Origin of the sequence: Microvirga thermotolerans, from assembly GCF_009363855.1 — a bacterium.
Classification (GTDB): domain Bacteria; phylum Pseudomonadota; class Alphaproteobacteria; order Rhizobiales; family Beijerinckiaceae; genus Microvirga; species Microvirga thermotolerans.
In genome coordinates, this window is the sequence record NZ_CP045423.1 from 1,124,393 (window position 1) to 1,139,851 (window position 15,459).

Sequence of the window (15,459 nt, forward strand, 5' to 3'; positions counted from 1 at the left end):
TCAGGCGGCTTGGGTTTCGCCGCGGATTCGGTCGAGGGTCGGGACGAGGGAGATGAGCTCCTTCGTATAGGGGTGCTGCGGTGCCGCGAAAAGGCTTTCGGATGCCGCCTCCTCCACCAGGGTCCCGCGCCGCATCACGGCGACGCGGTCGCACATCTGGCGCACCACCGCGAGGTCGTGGCTGATGAGGAGGAGGGTGAGGCCCGTGGCGTCGCGCAGGTCCTTCAGGAGGTTGAGGATCTGCGCCTGCACCGACACGTCGAGAGACGAGGTCGGCTCGTCGCAGACGATCAGCTTCGGGCGCGCGCCGAGGGCGCGGGCGATGGACAGGCGCTGGCGCTGCCCGCCCGAGAAGGCGTGCGGGAAACGCTGGGCCGCGTCCGCCTCGAGCCCGACCGCCTCGATGAGCCGGGCCACGTCCTCGTCGGCCTGGGCCCTCGTGGCGGCAAGCCGGTAGAAGAGGATGGGCTCGGCGAGGATGGAGCCGATCCGCAGCCGCCCGTTGAGGGAGGAGTAGGGATCCTGGAAAATCATCTGGATCGCCTGTCTCAGAGGCCCCGTGCGGCGTGCGGCGCCTTCGCCCGCCACCGCGGTTCCGGCATAGAGGACGCGGCCCGAGGTCGGCCGGACGAGGCCCGCCACGACGTTGGCGATGGTCGTCTTGCCGCAGCCGGATTCGCCCACGAGGCCGAACACCTCGCCGCTTCGCACCGTGAAGCTCACATTGTCCACGGCGCGGAAGCGATGGCCCGCCGATCCGGGAAGCCAGCCGCCGGTCACGTAGTCGACGCAAAGGTTCTCGACGGCGAGGATCGGCGTGCCCTCCGCCGGCAGGTCCATGCGTTCCGCTCTGGCGCGAAGGGCCGCGCGGGCCTCGGCGGCGCGCCCCTTGCCTTCCTCGCCGAGCACGGGAAACCGGTCGAGCCGCGCGTCGATGCGCGGCACCGCGCCGATGAGGGCCCTGGCGTAGGGAGCCTTGGGCCGGCGCAGCACCTCGGCGGTGGGGCCGCTCTCCACCACCCGGCCGCGATGCATGATGGTCACACGGTCGGCGATCTGCGCCACGACGCCCATGTTGTGGGTCACGAGGAGGATGCCGATTCCGCGCCGGTCGGCGAGGTCGCGCAGGAGCGCCAGGATCTGCGCCTGCACGGAAACGTCGAGCGCCGTGGTCGGCTCGTCAGCGACCACCAGCTTGGGATCGCACGAGAGGGCGGCGGCGATCACCACCCGCTGGCGCTGCCCGCCGGAGAGCTGATGCGGATAGGCCTTGAGCCGGCGCTCGGGCTCGGGAATGCCGACCGCGTTCAGGAGTTCGAGCGCCCGCGCCCGCGCAGCCTCCCTGTCGAGACGGAGATGGGTCCGCATGGTCTCGGTGAGTTGGCTCTCGACGGTGAAGAGCGGGTTGAGGCTCGTCATCGGATCCTGGAACACCGCTCCGATGTCGCGGCCCAGCACCACGCCCTCGGCCGAGCCCTTCAGGGGATCGAAGGGCTTGCCGCCGATGCGGATCGTGCCTGCCGCGATCCGGCCGGGCTTTTCGAGCAGGCCCATCACGGCATTGCCGATGGTGGTCTTGCCCGCGCCCGATTCCCCGACGAGGGCATGGATCTCGCCCGGCTGGATGACGATCGAGGCGTTCTCGACGGCGGTGAAGACGGCGCCGTTCGCGAGAGGGTATTCGACCCGCAGGGCGTCGATGGCGAGGACGGGAGGTTGGGCGGCGCTCATCGTTTCACCCGCAGCTTGGGATTGAAGCGGTCGCGGAGCCAGTCGCCCACGATGTTGACCGCCAGGACGAGAATGACGAGGGTCAGGGCCGGAAAGAGGGCGATCCACCAGATGCCCGAGAAGACGAACTCGTTGCCGATCCGGATCAGGGTGCCGAGCGAGGGGTAGGTGGGCGGCATGCCCACGCCGAGGAAGGAGAGCGTCGCCTCCGTCAGGACCGCCGCTGCGAGGTTGATCGTCGCGATCACCAGCACCGGGCTCATGACGTTGGGCAGGATGTGGCGGAGCATGATGCGCCAGGAAGGCAGGCCGATCACCTTCGCGGCCCGCACGTAGTCCTTCGCGGTCTCGACCATGGTCGCGGCGCGCACGGTGCGGGCGTACTGGACCCACTCGTGGATGGCGATGGCGCAGATGAGGATGAGGGGCGCCCATTCCGCCGTGGCCGCGTTGGGGAAGAGCGCGCGGGCGATTCCGCTCACCAGCAGGGCGAGCAGGATGGTGGGAAAGCTCAGGATCACGTCGGCGATGCGCATGATGACGGCATCCACCTTGCCGCCGAAGTAGCCGGCGAGCAGGCCCATGACGACGCCGAGCGTGGCGGCGACGAACACCGCGCCGCCGCCGATGGCGATCGAGACGCGCGCGCCGTAGAGCATGGCTGAGAGAAGGTCCCGGCCCTGGTTGTCGGTTCCGAGCAGGAAGCGCGCGTCGCCGTCGGCCGTGAAGGACGGCGGCAGCTCTGCGTTGATCAGCTCGAAGCTGGCCAGGTCGGTCGGATCGTAGGGAGCGATCCAGGACGCCATCAGGGCGCAGCCGACGATGGCGAGGGCGAGCGCCGCGGCCACGATCACGGAGATCGGCGCGCCGATCCGCGAGAGGAGGCTCCGGGGGACGGGCCGGGGAGCGGAAGCGAGCGTATTCATGCGGACCTCGCACGCAGGCGCGGGTCGACGACGGCGTAGAGAATGTCGACCACAGTGTTGATGAGGACGAAGAGCAGGCCGACGAACAGCAGATAGGCGGCCATGACGGGGATGTCGACGAAGCTGACGGCCTGGATGAACAGCAATCCCATGCCCGGCCACTGGAACACGGTCTCCGTGACGATGGCGAAGGCGATGAGGGAGCCGATCTGCAGCCCGGTGACGGTGATCACCGGCATCAGCGCATTGCGCAGGGCGAGGCGGAAGTGGATGTAGCGCTTCGGCAGGCCGCGGGCGCGCGCGAAGCGGATGTAGTCGCTGGAGAGCACGTCGATCATCTCGGCCCGCACGAGGCGCATGATAAGGGTCAGCTGGTAGAGCGCGAGGGTGATGCCGGGCAGGATCAGGGCCTTGAGCCCGCTCAGGGTGAGAAAGCCCGTGCTCCACCAGCCGAGGTCGACCACTTCTCCCCGCCCGAAGGAGGGCAGCCAGCCCAGGCTGACCGCGAAAACCAAGATCAGCACGATTCCGGTCACGAAGGTCGGCGTCGAGATGCCGATGAGGGAGAGGGCCTGCACGACCCGCGCCGCCGCCCCGTTCGGCTTGAGGGCGCAGAGGACGCCGAGCGGAATTCCGAGCGAGAGAGAGAGGATCGTCGCGACGAGGACCAGCTCCAGGGTCGCGGGCAGGCGCTCGGCGATCAGCTGCGTCACGGGGCGCTGGTTGCGGTAGCTGATGCCCAGGTCGCCCGAGAGGGTGCGCTGCAGGAAGCGGCCGTACTGCACGACGACCGGCTGGTCGAGGCCGAGAGCGCGGCGCAGCTCCGCCTTCTCCTCGGCGCTCGCATTCTCGCGCGACATGCTGGCGACCGGATCGCCCACATAGCGGAACATCACGAAGGACACCGCCGAGACGACGAGCATGACGAGCGCCGCTTGCCCGAGACGGGTCAGGAGAACTTTGAACATGACTGCCTCCTGCGGCCCGCTCCTTCGGGGGCGGGCCGCGCAATCGTCTAAGGGCGGCCTACTTCACGGTAGCGAACCAGAGGCGCACGTACTCGTCCGGGAACTGAGGCACTTCGACGCCGTCCCGCACGGCCCAGGCTACCGGCTGCTGGTGGATCGGGATGTATGCCACCGTGTCGCGGGCGATCTTCAGGGCCTCCACCAGCATGGCGCGGCGCTTCTCCTCGTCGAGCTCCACCGCGGCCTTGCGCGTCAGCTCCTCGATCTGCGGATTGCTGTAGGTGCTCGCGTTGGAGCCGCCGTAGCCCTCCTTCTGCTCCGTCAGCAGCGAGGCGAGGACGCTGAAGCCGTCCATGGGCGGAAGGGTCGCCCAGCCGACCATCGAGACGTCGAACTCGCCGCGGTCCTGCCGGGGGAAGTAGGTGGCGCGGGATTCCGTCTGCAGTTCCGTCTGAATGCCGACCTTCGTCCACATGGAGGCGATGGCGACGCAGATCTGCTCGTCGTTGATGTAGCGGTCGTTGGGGCAGTTGAGCTTGGTCTTGAAGCCGCTGGGGTAGCCCGCCTCGGCCAGGAGCTTCTTCGCCTTCTCGGGGTCGTAGCCGAAGGGCCCGTCGTTGTCCTTGGAATAGCCGGGGACCGGTGGCGCCACGAGCGTGCCGGTGTTGCGGGACTTGTCGCGCATGACGCGCTTCTTGATCGCCTCGAAGTCGATCGCGTGCCACATGGCCTGACGGACCTTGAGGTCGAGGATGGGGTTCTTCTGCCCCGGCATCGCCTTGAGCTCCGGCCGGAAGTTCAGGGAGAGCATGATGAGCCGCAGGGACGGCTCCTCGATCACCTTGAAGCCCGACGAGCTGCCGATACGCTGCAGGTCCTGAAGCGGAGCGGGCGCGATCAGGTCGAGCTCTCCGGAGAGGAGCGCGGCCACCCGGGTAGCGTCGGACTTGATCGGCTTGAACTCGATGCGGTCGAGGTTGTGCCTGGGCTTGTCCCACCAGTTGGGATTGACCACGAAGACCGTGCCGGCGTCCGGCTTGTAGGATTCCACCTTGAACGGGCCGGTGCCGTTGGCCTGGGTCGAGGCGGCGGTGGTGACCCCGGTCGCGATGTTGCCGGGCTTCAGGGCGTCGTTCGCCTCCATCCACTCCTTGTCCATGATGTAGACGCCGGCGAGGTCGTTGAGGAGGAGCGGGTACGGACCCTTGGTGACGATGTCGACCGTGTAGTCGTCGACCTTCTGCGCGCCGGTGACCGTGGCGATGTTGCCGCGCGCCCGCGCGCCGGGATCGAGGAGCCGGTTGATGGAGGCGACCACATCGTCGGCGGTGAAGGGGTTGCCGTTGTGGAACTTCACGTCGCGGCGCAGCTCGAAGCGCCAGGTGTCGGGCTTCACCGTCTTCCAGCTCACCGCGAGGGCGGGCTCGAGCTCGAGGTTGCGGCCGCGGCGCACCAGCGGGTCGAACACGTGGTGCAGCATGCTCGTGGTGAAGCTTTCCGTATGGGCATACGGGTCGAGCGTGGTGATGTCCGTCGGGGAGGACCACCGCAGGGTCTTCGCCTCTGCGGCGAAGCCCATGAGCGCCCCCATCGCGACGGAGAGACCGAATATGAGCCGTCGATTCATTGTTAGCCTCCGTTGAACCCTCTGGCGGGATTTATTGTATCCAATAGATAGAAAAGTTGCATACAATCTGGGAGGCGTCAATTCCGCCTGATCCGAGAACTGCCGGGACGGGTGCGAAGGGCGCAGGAAATCGTCCCGCCGGCAGGTCACGGGCGGCAGGCGGCTTGGGGCTCAGGACGGGAGAGGCGGGAAGGGAAAAGCTTCGTCCGGAGCGTCAGCCCGCGTAACGGTCGAGGATCGAGCGGATGTCCCGGTGCCTGTCGGAGGTCGTGGAGAGCAGGGCCCGCTCCGTTACCGCCTGCAGATGATGGTCCATCGCCTTCATGGCCCGGGCCGCGTCGCGGGCGCGCAGAGCCTCGATGATCTGCTGGTGCTCGTTGATCGAGCAGTCGGAGGAATGGGGCCGGCTGTAGAGGGCCAGGATCAGGGAGCAGCGGGACACCACCTCATCCACGTAGCGGGCGAGCACCCCGTTGCCCGAGAGCTCGGCCAGGAGGATGTGGAACTCGCCTGCGAGACGGATCGCAGCCGCTCCGTCGTGGGCATTGGCCTTCGCCTCCAGGGCGACGTGCTGCTCCAGCATCGCGATGTCCCGGTCGGTGATGCGCTCGGCCAGCCGCGCCAGCACCTGCCGCTCCAGGCACATCCGCGCCTCGAAGATGTCGTGCGCTTCCGACAGGCTCGGCTGGGCGATGGTCGCGCCCTTGTTGGGCTGGAGATCGACGAGGCCCTCCGCGTTCAGCTTGGCCAGGGCCGCGCGGACGATGGTGCGGCTGACCCCGAACCGTTCCCCGATCACGTCCTCCGTCAGCTTGTCCCCCGGCATGAGGGCCTGCTCGATGATGGCGCGGCGCAGGCCGGAATAGACGGATTCGCTCCGCGATCCGGCTGTCTTCGAGGAACGGTTGGGCATGCTCGACGGAACCGAGGGGACAAGGTGGGCTCGCCACCATTTAGTATCCATTTCGATCTCGCACCAAGGGCCAATCCATAAAAGTCTTTGCATCCATCATTGTATACAATAACTTCGGTTCAGGAAGCGATTCTTTCAAGGCGCCGGGCTCTCCTCATGAAGGGGCGTGGCGCCGATGCGTTGGCGAGGACGAAAAGGGACAAGGCATGAGCGGCGATCTGCACATCACGGGAATCCGCCCCATGGGCAAGGCGGCCACGAGCGTGACCGTGCGGGGAGGGCGGATCGCCGCCTACGGCGAGGACGCGCCGCCCGGCATGGAGACGATCGACGGCGGCGACGCGATCCTCATTCCGGGCCTCGTCGAGGCCCATACCCATCTCGACAAGACCCTGCTCGGCATGGGGTGGTATCGGAACGAGGTGGGGCCGAGGCTCATCGACAAGATCGAAAACGAGCGCGCGGAGAAGAAGCGCCTCGGGATCGATCCGGCGCGCCAGTCCGCGCGGCAGGCGGTCCTGTCCGTGGCCCAGGGCTCGACGGCGATCCGGTCCCATGTGGACGTGGACACGGAGGTCGGCCTCTCGGGCATCGAGGGGGTGCTGCGCACCTGCGAGGCCTACCGCGACATCGTCGACATCGAGATCGTGGCCTTCCCGCAGAGCGGCATGCTGATCAGGCCCGGCACGGCGGAGCTCATGGAGGAGGCCCTGAGGCTCGGCGCGCATGTGGTCGGCGGGCTCGATCCCTCCGCGATCGACCGCGACCCCAAGGGGCACCTCGACGTGATCTTCGGCCTTGCCGAGCGCTTCGGCGTGCCGGTGGACATCCATCTCCACGAGCCGGCCGAGCTGGGCGCCTTCTCCATGGAGCTGATCGTCGAGCGCACGCGGGCCCTCGGCATGCAGGGAGAAGTCACCATCAGCCACGCCTTCTGCCTCGGCATGGCCGACCGGGACTACGTGGCGAGCCTGATCGACGCTCTCGCCGAGGCGAGGGTGCACATCCTCACCACGGCTCCCGCCTCGCGACCGGTGCCGCCCGTGAAGCGGCTCGTGGAGGCGGGCGTCGTGGTGGCCGCCGGTTCCGACGGGGTGCGCGACACGTGGGGACCCTACGGCAATGCGGACATGCTGGAGCGCGCGATGCTGGTGGGCCTGCGCAACAACTTCCGCCGCGACGACGAGGTCGAGATGGCGCTCGATGTCTGCACCTACGGCGGCGCCCGCCTGATGGGGCTCGACGGCTACGGCATTGCTGCCGGAGACCGGGCGGATTTCGTCCTCGTGGAAGGGGAGACCCTTGCCGAGGCGGTCGTCAGCCGTGCCCCGCGTCGGATGGTCGTCAAGAACGGGCGCGTGGTGGCGAGGAGCGGCCGGGCCCTCGTCGAGGCCCCATAACGCCGATCCCTCGCGGGCGGGCGCCCGTTCCGCCGCAGGCTGGCGAAGGGAGCATCCGCCTCTCCGGCCCAACCGGTTCCGCCGCCGGCCTCGTGCGGAAAATGTCCGAAGGCGTGCAACCTTAGCGCCACATTAACCCGGAATACCCCACCGCTTTCCCCGCAGGGCGCTAGAATTCGGGCGGTCGGTGGCGGAGGCCGGGATGGCGGACATCATTTCTCTTGCAGATCTCAGGAAGAGCGCGAAGCAGGAGGAGATCCTGTCCCTCTTCCAGCGCGAGGCCGCCGCCAACCGGGTGCGGCGGCGACGCTACCGCGCGGAGTTCCCGACCGCGCGTCCCGGAATCTCCGGCAACCTGAACGACCTGTACGAGCAGGCGAGCGCCGTGCTCACGCGCCACTACGACGGCGACGGCAGGGTGCCCGCCATCGTCGCCGAAAAATGCCTCGAGCTGCTCAAGGCCCTCTCCGAGCACGCGCAGCCGGAATAGGCGGCCGGAGCGCTCCCTGGAAAAGCGAAGCCGGCTTCCCGGGACTTTTCGCAGTCGGAACGGCGGATCGCTTCGCCGCGTCCGGCGACCGGGGCGCGATCTAGCGTTCGCCGTCCTTCACGCCGCCGATGTGCTTCTGGGCGTAGAGTTCGAGGCCGATCTGATCGATGAGGTTGATCTGCGTCTCGAGGAAGTCGATGTGGCCTTCCTCGTCCTTCATCAGCTCCTCGAACAGGTTCTTGGACACCCGGTCGCCGACGCTCTCGCAATAGGCTGCGGCCTCGCCGTAGAGCTCTCGCGCGTCGTACTCCGCCGCAAGATCGCACTCGAGAATCTCGCGGACGTTCTGGCCGATCCGCAGGGGATCGAGAACCTGGAGGTTGGCGAAGCCGTCGAGGAAGATGATGCGCTCGATGAAGCGGTCGGCGTGGTGCATCTCCTCGATGGATTCCTCGCGCCACGCCTTGGCGAGGTCCTTGTAGCCCCAGTCGTCGAGGACCCGGTAATGCAGCCAGTACTGGTTGACCGCCGTCAGCTCGCTGCGCAGGCCGCGGTTGAGATATTCGATAACCTTCTGATCGCCCTTCATCCTCACCCTCGTCTCGAACGGGCGCCGGAGCGCCGCCCTCCCTATTTAGAGGAAACCCGGACGGGGAAAAGGATCTTCCGGCGTCAGGCCGCGGGCTTCGCTGCCGCCTCGGCGGGAATCGTGGGGCAGCAGCCCCGCTGGCAGGCGGCTGCAGGCTCCGCTCCCGCATCCGCGAGCGCCTTGTCCATGATCGCCCGGATCGTCCGCACGCAGCGTCCGCAATTCGGACTGCACCCGAGACAGCGGTAGACCTGGGCAGGCGTGCGGGGGCAGCCCGGTCCCGGCGTGAGGCACGCCTTCACATCGCCGTCGGACAGGACGTTGCAGGAGCAGACGATCATGACGATCCAGTTTAGAAGAGTTAAAAACTAGTTCTTTATCAGAGACTTAGCCCAAACGGAGGCCGCAGGGCAAAGCCTTTCGGCTGCGCCCGGTTGTCACGGTCGGGGCGGTCACGGGAGGCGGCGGAACAGGCCGGGATAGTCGAGCACGAAGCCGTCCGCGTCGACGGGCAGCTCGGCCGTGAAGCCGCTCTCCAGGCTTTCGAAGCGGTAGAGCCGGCCGGGTTCGAGGGCGGTGTAGCGCTGCTCGCGCGGAGTGACCTCGAGGTCGGGCACGGAAATGTAGCAGAGACGGATGTCGATGCCTTCTCCGGCCTTGAGCCCGAGGCGGCGGATCGGCAGGGCGTTCGTGACGGGGGACGCCGCGATGTCGATGTCGAGGCAGCCCTGGAGGTCGGGACGCTCGACCCCGTTCGCATGCCAGAGGCCCTGGCCATTGCTTTCCAGGTGCAGGACCCGTCCCGCCGCCGTCCGCAGCCGGGCATCGCGCGTGCGCCAGGTCTGGTCGACCCGGACCCGATAGGCGAGGGCGAAGCGACGGCTTTCCTTTCGGCCGATCGCGACGCCGGAAAGCTCGATGCCGCCCTCGACGGGGCTGATCTCCACATGCTCCAGGCCTGCCTCGCCGCCCTCCCAGGCCGACCAGCGGATCGTGCGGGCGAGGAGGTTGGAGGACATGCGAAGCGCTTCCCGTTCAGTCCCTCACCAGCACCACGTGCAGCCGGCGCGGCCCGTGGGCGCCGAGGAGCAGGGTCTGCTCGATGTCGCCGGAGCGGGAGGGGCCGGTGATCCAGTTCACCGTGCGCGGCATCCCGCCCTTGCCGAAGGCGAAGCGCACCTTGTTCCACATGGTCTCGTAATCGCCCGCGACGTCCTTCGCGGAGACCACGACGATGTGGTTGTCGGGCAGGAAGTTGAGGGTGGAGGGATTCTCAGGGCCGGAGACCAGGACGAGCGTGCCCGTCTCGGCGACCGCTCCGAAGGCATGGCTCACGGCGTTGAGGTCGCCGCCCTCGCTCGGGCCATGGGAGATGTCGAGGGAGGTCTCGCTCCACGGCATCGCCCTGAGGCGCGGGTCGCCGCCCATGCGCAGGGTCGCGGGGAGGTTGTGGGACCGCAGAAAGTCGGCGATCGCCTGCGGCACCTCCGCGGCGGAGGAAACCTCCGTGACGGTGGCGAGCGCCGCTTCCGCCTGGCGCCGGAACAGGGCGAGGCGTTCCTCCCCCGCGACCTGCCCGCGGGCAGGGATCAGCCCTTTCGGGGCCCGCTCGAGCCGGTCCGTGACGATCTGGCGGCGGATGGTCTCGTCGCCGGTCACGCCGAGGGAGCGGCGGATGTTGGCGAGGATCTCGTCGCGGGAACTCATGCGCTTCTCCCTCCGCGCTCGCGCCGCCAGCGAGCCTGGAACGTCCCACCCTGCGGCGTCGGGAAGTCGCGGTACTTCGTCCAGCCGCGGGCGAAGGGAAGCCAGGCGAAGCGGCCCTTCCGCCGCCCGGCAACGCCGAGCGCCGCCATCGCGGCTCGGGTCGCGAACCGGTAAAGGGCCGGGCGGCGGGCGAAGAAGCCCCAGAACGCGAGGCCGGAGCGGAACGTGGCCGGCGTCAGATGCCGCTCGAACTCCCGCTCGCGCCAGTGGCGCATGAGCTTCGGCAGGGGAATGCGCACGGGGCAGACGCTCTCGCAGCGTCCGCAGAAGGTGGAGGCGTTGGGCAGGTGTCCCGCCTTGTCGACCCCGATCAGGGCCGGGGTGAGCACCGCGCCCATGGGACCCGGATAGACCCAGCCGTAAGCATGTCCGCCCACCGCATGGTAGACGGGGCAGTGGTTCATGCACGCACCGCACCTTACGCAACGTAACATGTCCTCGAAATCGGTGCCGAGCATGGAGGAGCGGCCGTTGTCGAGGATGATTACGTGATAGTTCTGCGGACCGTCCGCATCGGCGATCTGGCGCGGGCCGGTCGAGAAGGTGGTGTAGACGGACATCTCCTGTCCCGTCGCCGAGCGCGCGAGAACGCGCAGGATCTGGCTGACGTCCTCCAGGGTCGGCACGAGCTTCTCGATGGAGGCGAGCACGATGTGCGTCTTCGGGAGGATCTGCGTCAGGTCGCCGTTGCCCTCGTTGGTGACGATCACCGACGTGCCCGTCTCGGCAACGAGGAAGTTGGCGCCGGTGATGCCCACATCCGCCGCGAGGAAGCGCTCCCGCAGCACGGCGCGCGCCTCGGTGAGCAGCTGCACCGGCTCGGAGAGGTCGCGCTTCGGGTCGAGGTTCCTGTGCGCGCGCCGGAAATCCTGCTCCACCTGGGTCGCGTTGAGGTGAACGGCCGGCGCGATGATGTGGCTCGGCATCTCGTTCCGGAGCTGGATGATGTACTCGCCGAGATCGGTCTCCACCGGCTGGACGCCGTGGGCTTCGAGATGGGCGTTGATGCCGATCTCCTCGGAGATCATCGACTTGCCCTTGGTGACCGTCCGCGCCCCGGCCTCGCGGCAGATGGACAGGACGATGTTGCGGGCCTCCTCCGCGTCGCGGGCGAAATGGACGTGCCCGCCGGAGGCCTTCACCTTCTCCTCGTAGGCCTCCAGGTAGAGGTCGAGGTGCTTGAGGGTGTGGTTCTTGATGTCCCGGGCGGCGTCGCGCAGGGCCTCGAATTCCGGCAGCGCCTCCGCCGCCTTCCGGCGCTTGTCGATGAAGCCCTGCTTCACGTTGCCCAGGGCCTTCTGCAACTGCGCATCGGCCAGGGCGCGGGCGGCGTTCTGCTTGAACTGGGGAGACGTGGCGTGAACGGTCATGCGACCTGTTTAGCCCGAAACCGCGCGAAGCGCGAGGGAGCAGGGGCCGCAGGGCCGTCCCGCCGGGCCGCTCCGCGACCGGCCCGGCGGGCCCGCTTCACGATGGCCGGCGCGGGCCGACGAGGCCGAACAGGGCGCCCTGAGGGTCGGCGGCGACGACGATGAACACGCCCCCCGGCACCTCGGCCGGTCCGTGGCAGACCGTTCCGCCGTTCCCGGCGACGGCCTGCGCGGCCCCGTCGATGTCGGCGACGCCGAAATAGAAGGTCCAGGACGGCGGCGGACCGTCCGGGATCCTGTCCATCACCGCGCCGATGGGGACGCCCCCGTGAACGAGGAAGCGGTACTCGCCCATCTCGCCCATCGGCATCGCATCGCCCCCTTCCCAGCCGAACAGGCCGGAATAGAACGAGAGCGCCGCCGCCCGGTCGGTGGTGGCGAGTTCGTTCCAGTGGCAATGTCCGAACCTGTCCTGCGCGAAGGCCAGGCTCGTGCCCTCCACCGTTCCATGCATCACGTAGAACGGAATTCCCTGCGGGTCGGAGACCATCGCGAAGCGGCCGACGCCCGGGATGTCGGTCGGCGGCACGTGCTGGGCGCCGCCGGCGCGGACGATCTCTGCCGCGGTTCCGTCCACGTCGCGGACGCCCACATAGGCCAGCCAGCCGGGACGCATGCCGGGACATTGCGCGCCGATCGAGGTGAGCCCGCCGACATCGGCGCCGCCCGTCCCGAAGATGCGATAGTCCCCGTGGGGGCTTTCGGCCGCGCGGGTCTGCCAGCCGATGACCGCGCCGTAGAAACGCGCGGCCGCGTCGGGATCCGCCGTCTGGAGTTCGTACCAGACGAAGTCGCCGTGTCGGTTCGTCATGGTCCCTCTCCCTCAGACGTCGAGGATCGGCGCGAAGCCGCCGAAGATCATGCGCTGGCCGTCGAACGGCATTCCGGCGCCCATCTCCTTCATGCGCGGGTCGCTCATGATCCTCGCGTTCGCGGCGTCGCGAACCTCCTTCGAGGGATATTCGACCCAGCTGAACACGACGATCTCGTCGTCCTTGGCCTTCACCGCGCCGCGGAAGTCGGTGACCGTGCCCTCCGGAACGTCGTCGCCCCAGCACTCGACCACGCGGGTCGCGCCGAACTCCTTGAACAGCGGCGCCGCCTTGGCGGCGAACGCCCGGTAGATCTCCTTGTTGGCCGCAGGCACGGCGATCACGAACCCATCCACGTAAGACACGGCTTTCTCCTTCCCGACACACGGTGTTGCGGCGCATCCGCGCCGTCGTTGAACGACTCTCCGGATATTGAGTTGATATCAACCTAGTTGCTGCATGTCAAAGGCCCCCGGTCGTTCATCCACACGTGATGCCACATGGAATGCCGGCAGCCGCCGACAGGCGGTCCCGTCGAGAAGGCGGAGGCGGCGAGTCCTGCCGATGTCGGTGCCGGCCGGGACGGCCTATGAAGACGGATCCGCCGCGGCGGTCGCGGGCGGTGCCTCCCCATGGCCGCCGGCATAGGCGTTGCGGGGAGGGGAGCGCCATCCCTTCGGCGGGGCCTGCGGCCGGAAGATCTCGACGAGCAGCGGATGACAGGTCGCGAGGTCGCTGGAATGCTCCGTGCTGCAGTCGCCGCCCGGGCAGGCGGAGAGGCCGCCGAGCAGGTCGATCTCCGCGAAGAACTCGAGGAAGTCTCCGGGCCGCACCGGGCTCGCCTTCATGAAGTACTGCCCCGTATCCCGCGTGAAGCCCGTGCACATGAACACGTTGAGCACGTCGTGCACGGCCGGCTCGACGGCGGCGAGGGGCCGGCCGAGGCGATGGGCGAGGGCCCGCGTCAGGTTCGAGTGGCAGCAGTAGTGATAATCGTGCCCCGACAGGAGCCGGTGCGTGTAGGGATCGCAGCGCGTGCCGATCACGTCGTGAACGGAGCCGCCCCATTCGTCGAAGCCGTACCAGTCGAGCGTGTCCTGCGTGATGGTCGCCATCGGCCGGAGGTAGGGCAGGGACGACCAGAGGCGGTCTCCGGTAGAGAGATGCGTGCCGTGCAGGGCGCGCGTCTTGCCGGAGAAGAAGCGCTCGTCGATGTCGTCCGCGGCCCAGAGGTTGAGGTCTCCGACCTGCGGACCTTCGACGGAGACGATGCGGAAGAACGACCCTGCCGGAACATGGAAGCACCGCGCATCCCGCGGCGGCACGATCACCTCGTCCACCTTCCGCCAGCCCGCGCGGGCCGCGCGATAGGATTCGAGATCGGGCGGCTCCAGGCTGTCGGTCGGATAGCAGATCACGGGCCTGATCTTCCGCCGCGCCTGCGCGTCCTGCGGCTCCGGAAACTCGCTCTTCTCCCGCTTCATTCCAGTGTCCCCGTCCATGACGGGGACACTCTACAGGCGCGGACGCGAATGGCCAGCATCGGGAAGCCCGTCGCGGCTGCGAAATGCGGCGCCCGATGTCATGGATCCTCCGGGTCCGAGGGGTCGTTCCGGGGCTTCGCCTCCCGCGCGTAGCGCTTGCTCCAGCCGCGCTCCGCCGCCGCCTTGCGGTCCCACGTTCGGCGTCGCGATGTCTCCGCCGGAGCGGAGCGGGACGGAGCCGGCGGCGGCTTGCCGCGTCGGGCCCGCTGTTCCTCCCGCGCCATGGCGAGGAGGCGCAGCGCCTCGGCCAGGGCCCCGGGATCGACTTGGGGAGAGGATTCGACGGCCTGCACGAGGCGCTCCGCCTGGATGCGCAGGCGCTGGGCCAGGACGCGTCCGATCGGGACCGGCGCAGGACGGTCGGAAATCTTCCGGCCGCTGGGCCAGGCGCCCGGCGGGCGCCGCCAGCCGTACTTGGCCGCCCAGCGCGAGACGGTGCTCTTGTCGATCCGTACCCTGAAGGCGATGCTGGCCAGCGGCAGGCAGGTGGTCTCGATCAGATGCTTCGCCGCGGCCACGGTGCTGGGCGGATGTGGCTGCTTGGGGTGGGAGCGATGCGCCTCCGGCCCGGGAGGGCCGATCCGGAGACGGAGCGGCGGTTGCGATCCGAACGGTTTCATATCGGAACAAATAGAGAACAAAGTTGCAATTGTCAAGCTCGCCGGAACCCGGTCCGGCGCCTTGGACGCAAGGACGCCGACCGTTGTGGGTCCGGTATCGGCGGATCGAGGCTAGGCGGCCTAACGGCTGCGCGGGCGCCGCCAGGTGGCATAGGGAGGGTGCCGGTCCTCCATGTCCCGGTAGAGCCAGACCATCCGGTCGCAGAACCAGAGCTTCCCGAGCATGACGACGGCGGAGCCGAAGGCCGTCATGGTCAGGTCGTTGAGGAACGCGCCCGCGAAGGCGGGAAAGATGCCGAGCGCCGCGACGGCGGAGAGGATGCTCGCCACGCGGGCATGATCGGCCGGGATCGGCACGTTCCCGCGGTTGAGCCACACGCGCTCGCCGAAGGTCGCCATGGCGCTCCAGCCGTCCGTCCGGGCGGGCGGCGGGAAGAGGCGCGGGTTGAGCCACAGCCAGAGCGCGACCAGAGCGACCGCCACGATCGACCACAGCCCGATCCAGGCATGGCTCCAGACCGCCAGGAGGAGCAGGGGAAAGGAGGCGACCCGCGTCCAGACGCTCCAGGGATTCGCATGGCGTTCCCAGGTGCGCTCGTCCATGGCGAACAGGCGCGCGAGGACCGTGCCGGGCGCGCTCAC

General features: G+C 68.5%; 17 protein-coding genes. 2 read left to right on the forward strand and 15 right to left on the reverse strand.

Annotated features, from left to right (window positions below; translation table 11 throughout):
• The 5 genes from GDR74_RS05215 to GDR74_RS05235 form a co-directional block, all read right to left on the reverse strand.
• Positions 1-1,731, reverse strand: coding sequence for a dipeptide ABC transporter ATP-binding protein (locus GDR74_RS05215; protein WP_152585307.1), 1,731 nt, complete (start codon positions 1,729-1,731; stop codon positions 1-3).
• Positions 1,728-2,657 carry an ABC transporter permease gene (locus tag GDR74_RS05220; protein WP_152585308.1) on the reverse strand — a complete coding sequence of 310 codons (930 nt, stop codon included), beginning with the start codon at positions 2,655-2,657 and terminating at the stop codon, positions 1,728-1,730. Before GDR74_RS05220 ends, GDR74_RS05215 begins: the two co-directional genes overlap by 4 nt.
• Positions 2,654-3,625: an ABC transporter permease gene (locus GDR74_RS05225; protein ID WP_152585309.1), complete on the reverse strand. Its 972-nt coding sequence runs from the start codon at positions 3,623-3,625 to the stop codon at positions 2,654-2,656. Before GDR74_RS05225 ends, GDR74_RS05220 begins: the two co-directional genes overlap by 4 nt.
• 58 nt (positions 3,626-3,683) lie before the next feature.
• Positions 3,684-5,252, reverse strand: coding sequence for an ABC transporter substrate-binding protein (locus tag GDR74_RS05230; protein ID WP_152585310.1), 1,569 nt, complete (start codon positions 5,250-5,252; stop codon positions 3,684-3,686).
• Between the two features lie 214 nt (positions 5,253-5,466).
• On the reverse strand, positions 5,467-6,165 hold the full coding sequence (locus GDR74_RS05235; protein ID WP_152585311.1) for a GntR family transcriptional regulator: 699 nt from the start codon (positions 6,163-6,165) through the stop codon (positions 5,467-5,469).
• Positions 6,166-6,371: 206 nt separating this feature from the next.
• Between GDR74_RS05235 and GDR74_RS05240 the strand changes: the two genes are divergently transcribed.
• Entirely contained in the window at positions 6,372-7,565 is a 1,194-nt protein-coding gene (locus GDR74_RS05240; protein ID WP_152585312.1) for an amidohydrolase family protein, read from the forward strand.
• A gap of 202 nt (positions 7,566-7,767) precedes the next feature.
• The gene (locus GDR74_RS05245; RefSeq protein WP_152585313.1) at positions 7,768-8,055 is read left to right on the forward strand and encodes a hypothetical protein; all 288 of its coding nucleotides are present in this window, start codon (positions 7,768-7,770) and stop codon (positions 8,053-8,055) included.
• A gap of 100 nt (positions 8,056-8,155) precedes the next feature.
• Here the strand turns inward: GDR74_RS05245 and bfr are convergent, their stop codons facing one another.
• The 10 genes from bfr to GDR74_RS05295 all read right to left on the reverse strand — a co-directional run bounded on the left by bfr (position 8,156) and on the right by GDR74_RS05295 (position 15,459).
• The gene (gene bfr / locus GDR74_RS05250) at positions 8,156-8,644 is read right to left on the reverse strand and encodes a bacterioferritin (RefSeq protein WP_152585314.1); all 489 of its coding nucleotides are present in this window, start codon (positions 8,642-8,644) and stop codon (positions 8,156-8,158) included.
• A gap of 83 nt (positions 8,645-8,727) precedes the next feature.
• A complete protein-coding gene (locus GDR74_RS05255) occupies positions 8,728-8,985 on the reverse strand; it encodes a (2Fe-2S)-binding protein (RefSeq protein WP_152585315.1) in 258 nt (85 codons plus the stop codon).
• 111 nt (positions 8,986-9,096) lie between these two features.
• The gene (locus tag GDR74_RS05260; RefSeq protein ID WP_152585316.1) at positions 9,097-9,663 is read right to left on the reverse strand and encodes a putative glycolipid-binding domain-containing protein; all 567 of its coding nucleotides are present in this window, start codon (positions 9,661-9,663) and stop codon (positions 9,097-9,099) included.
• Between the two features lie 16 nt (positions 9,664-9,679).
• Positions 9,680-10,351, reverse strand: coding sequence for a LutC/YkgG family protein (locus GDR74_RS05265; protein WP_152585317.1), 672 nt, complete (start codon positions 10,349-10,351; stop codon positions 9,680-9,682).
• Positions 10,348-11,781, reverse strand: coding sequence for a LutB/LldF family L-lactate oxidation iron-sulfur protein (locus GDR74_RS05270; RefSeq protein WP_152585318.1), 1,434 nt, complete (start codon positions 11,779-11,781; stop codon positions 10,348-10,350). The genes GDR74_RS05265 and GDR74_RS05270 overlap by 4 nt, the downstream gene beginning before the upstream one ends.
• A gap of 97 nt (positions 11,782-11,878) precedes the next feature.
• Positions 11,879-12,652 carry a VOC family protein gene (locus GDR74_RS05275; RefSeq protein ID WP_152585319.1) on the reverse strand — a complete coding sequence of 258 codons (774 nt, stop codon included), beginning with the start codon at positions 12,650-12,652 and terminating at the stop codon, positions 11,879-11,881.
• A 12-nt stretch (positions 12,653-12,664) separates the two neighbouring features.
• A complete protein-coding gene (locus GDR74_RS05280; RefSeq protein ID WP_152585320.1) occupies positions 12,665-13,018 on the reverse strand; it encodes a DUF1428 domain-containing protein in 354 nt (117 codons plus the stop codon).
• A gap of 222 nt (positions 13,019-13,240) precedes the next feature.
• Positions 13,241-14,137 carry an urea carboxylase-associated family protein gene (locus GDR74_RS05285; protein WP_152585321.1) on the reverse strand — a complete coding sequence of 299 codons (897 nt, stop codon included), beginning with the start codon at positions 14,135-14,137 and terminating at the stop codon, positions 13,241-13,243.
• A 98-nt stretch (positions 14,138-14,235) separates the two neighbouring features.
• On the reverse strand, positions 14,236-14,715 hold the full coding sequence (locus GDR74_RS05290; RefSeq protein ID WP_152585322.1) for a hypothetical protein: 480 nt from the start codon (positions 14,713-14,715) through the stop codon (positions 14,236-14,238).
• A 222-nt stretch (positions 14,716-14,937) separates the two neighbouring features.
• Entirely contained in the window at positions 14,938-15,459 is a 522-nt protein-coding gene (locus tag GDR74_RS05295; RefSeq protein ID WP_246179882.1) for a DUF6653 family protein, read from the reverse strand.

Excerpts from the sequence above, each read along its gene's own strand:
- GDR74_RS05260 (WP_152585316.1), bottom strand. The coding sequence starts at position 9,663 with ATGTCCTCCAACCTCCTCGCCCGCACGATCCGCTGGTCGGCCTGGGAG.
- GDR74_RS05270 (WP_152585318.1), bottom strand. The coding sequence starts at position 11,781 with ATGACCGTTCACGCCACGTCTCCCCAGTTCAAGCAGAACGCCGCCCGC.
- GDR74_RS05255 (WP_152585315.1), bottom strand. The coding sequence starts at position 8,985 with ATGATCGTCTGCTCCTGCAACGTCCTGTCCGACGGCGATGTGAAGGCG.
- bfr (WP_152585314.1), bottom strand. The coding sequence starts at position 8,644 with ATGAAGGGCGATCAGAAGGTTATCGAATATCTCAACCGCGGCCTGCGC.
- GDR74_RS05225 (WP_152585309.1), bottom strand. The coding sequence starts at position 3,625 with ATGTTCAAAGTTCTCCTGACCCGTCTCGGGCAAGCGGCGCTCGTCATG.
- GDR74_RS05275 (WP_152585319.1), bottom strand. The coding sequence starts at position 12,652 with ATGACGAACCGACACGGCGACTTCGTCTGGTACGAACTCCAGACGGCG.
- GDR74_RS05230 (WP_152585310.1), bottom strand. The coding sequence starts at position 5,252 with ATGAATCGACGGCTCATATTCGGTCTCTCCGTCGCGATGGGGGCGCTC.
- GDR74_RS05245 (WP_152585313.1), top strand. The coding sequence starts at position 7,768 with ATGGCGGACATCATTTCTCTTGCAGATCTCAGGAAGAGCGCGAAGCAG.
- GDR74_RS05265 (WP_152585317.1), bottom strand. The coding sequence starts at position 10,351 with ATGAGTTCCCGCGACGAGATCCTCGCCAACATCCGCCGCTCCCTCGGC.
- GDR74_RS05285 (WP_152585321.1), bottom strand. The coding sequence starts at position 14,137 with ATGAAGCGGGAGAAGAGCGAGTTTCCGGAGCCGCAGGACGCGCAGGCG.
- GDR74_RS05235 (WP_152585311.1), bottom strand. The coding sequence starts at position 6,165 with ATGCCCAACCGTTCCTCGAAGACAGCCGGATCGCGGAGCGAATCCGTC.
- GDR74_RS05220 (WP_152585308.1), bottom strand. The coding sequence starts at position 2,657 with ATGAATACGCTCGCTTCCGCTCCCCGGCCCGTCCCCCGGAGCCTCCTC.
- GDR74_RS05240 (WP_152585312.1), top strand. The coding sequence starts at position 6,372 with ATGAGCGGCGATCTGCACATCACGGGAATCCGCCCCATGGGCAAGGCG.
- GDR74_RS05215 (WP_152585307.1), bottom strand. The coding sequence starts at position 1,731 with ATGAGCGCCGCCCAACCTCCCGTCCTCGCCATCGACGCCCTGCGGGTC.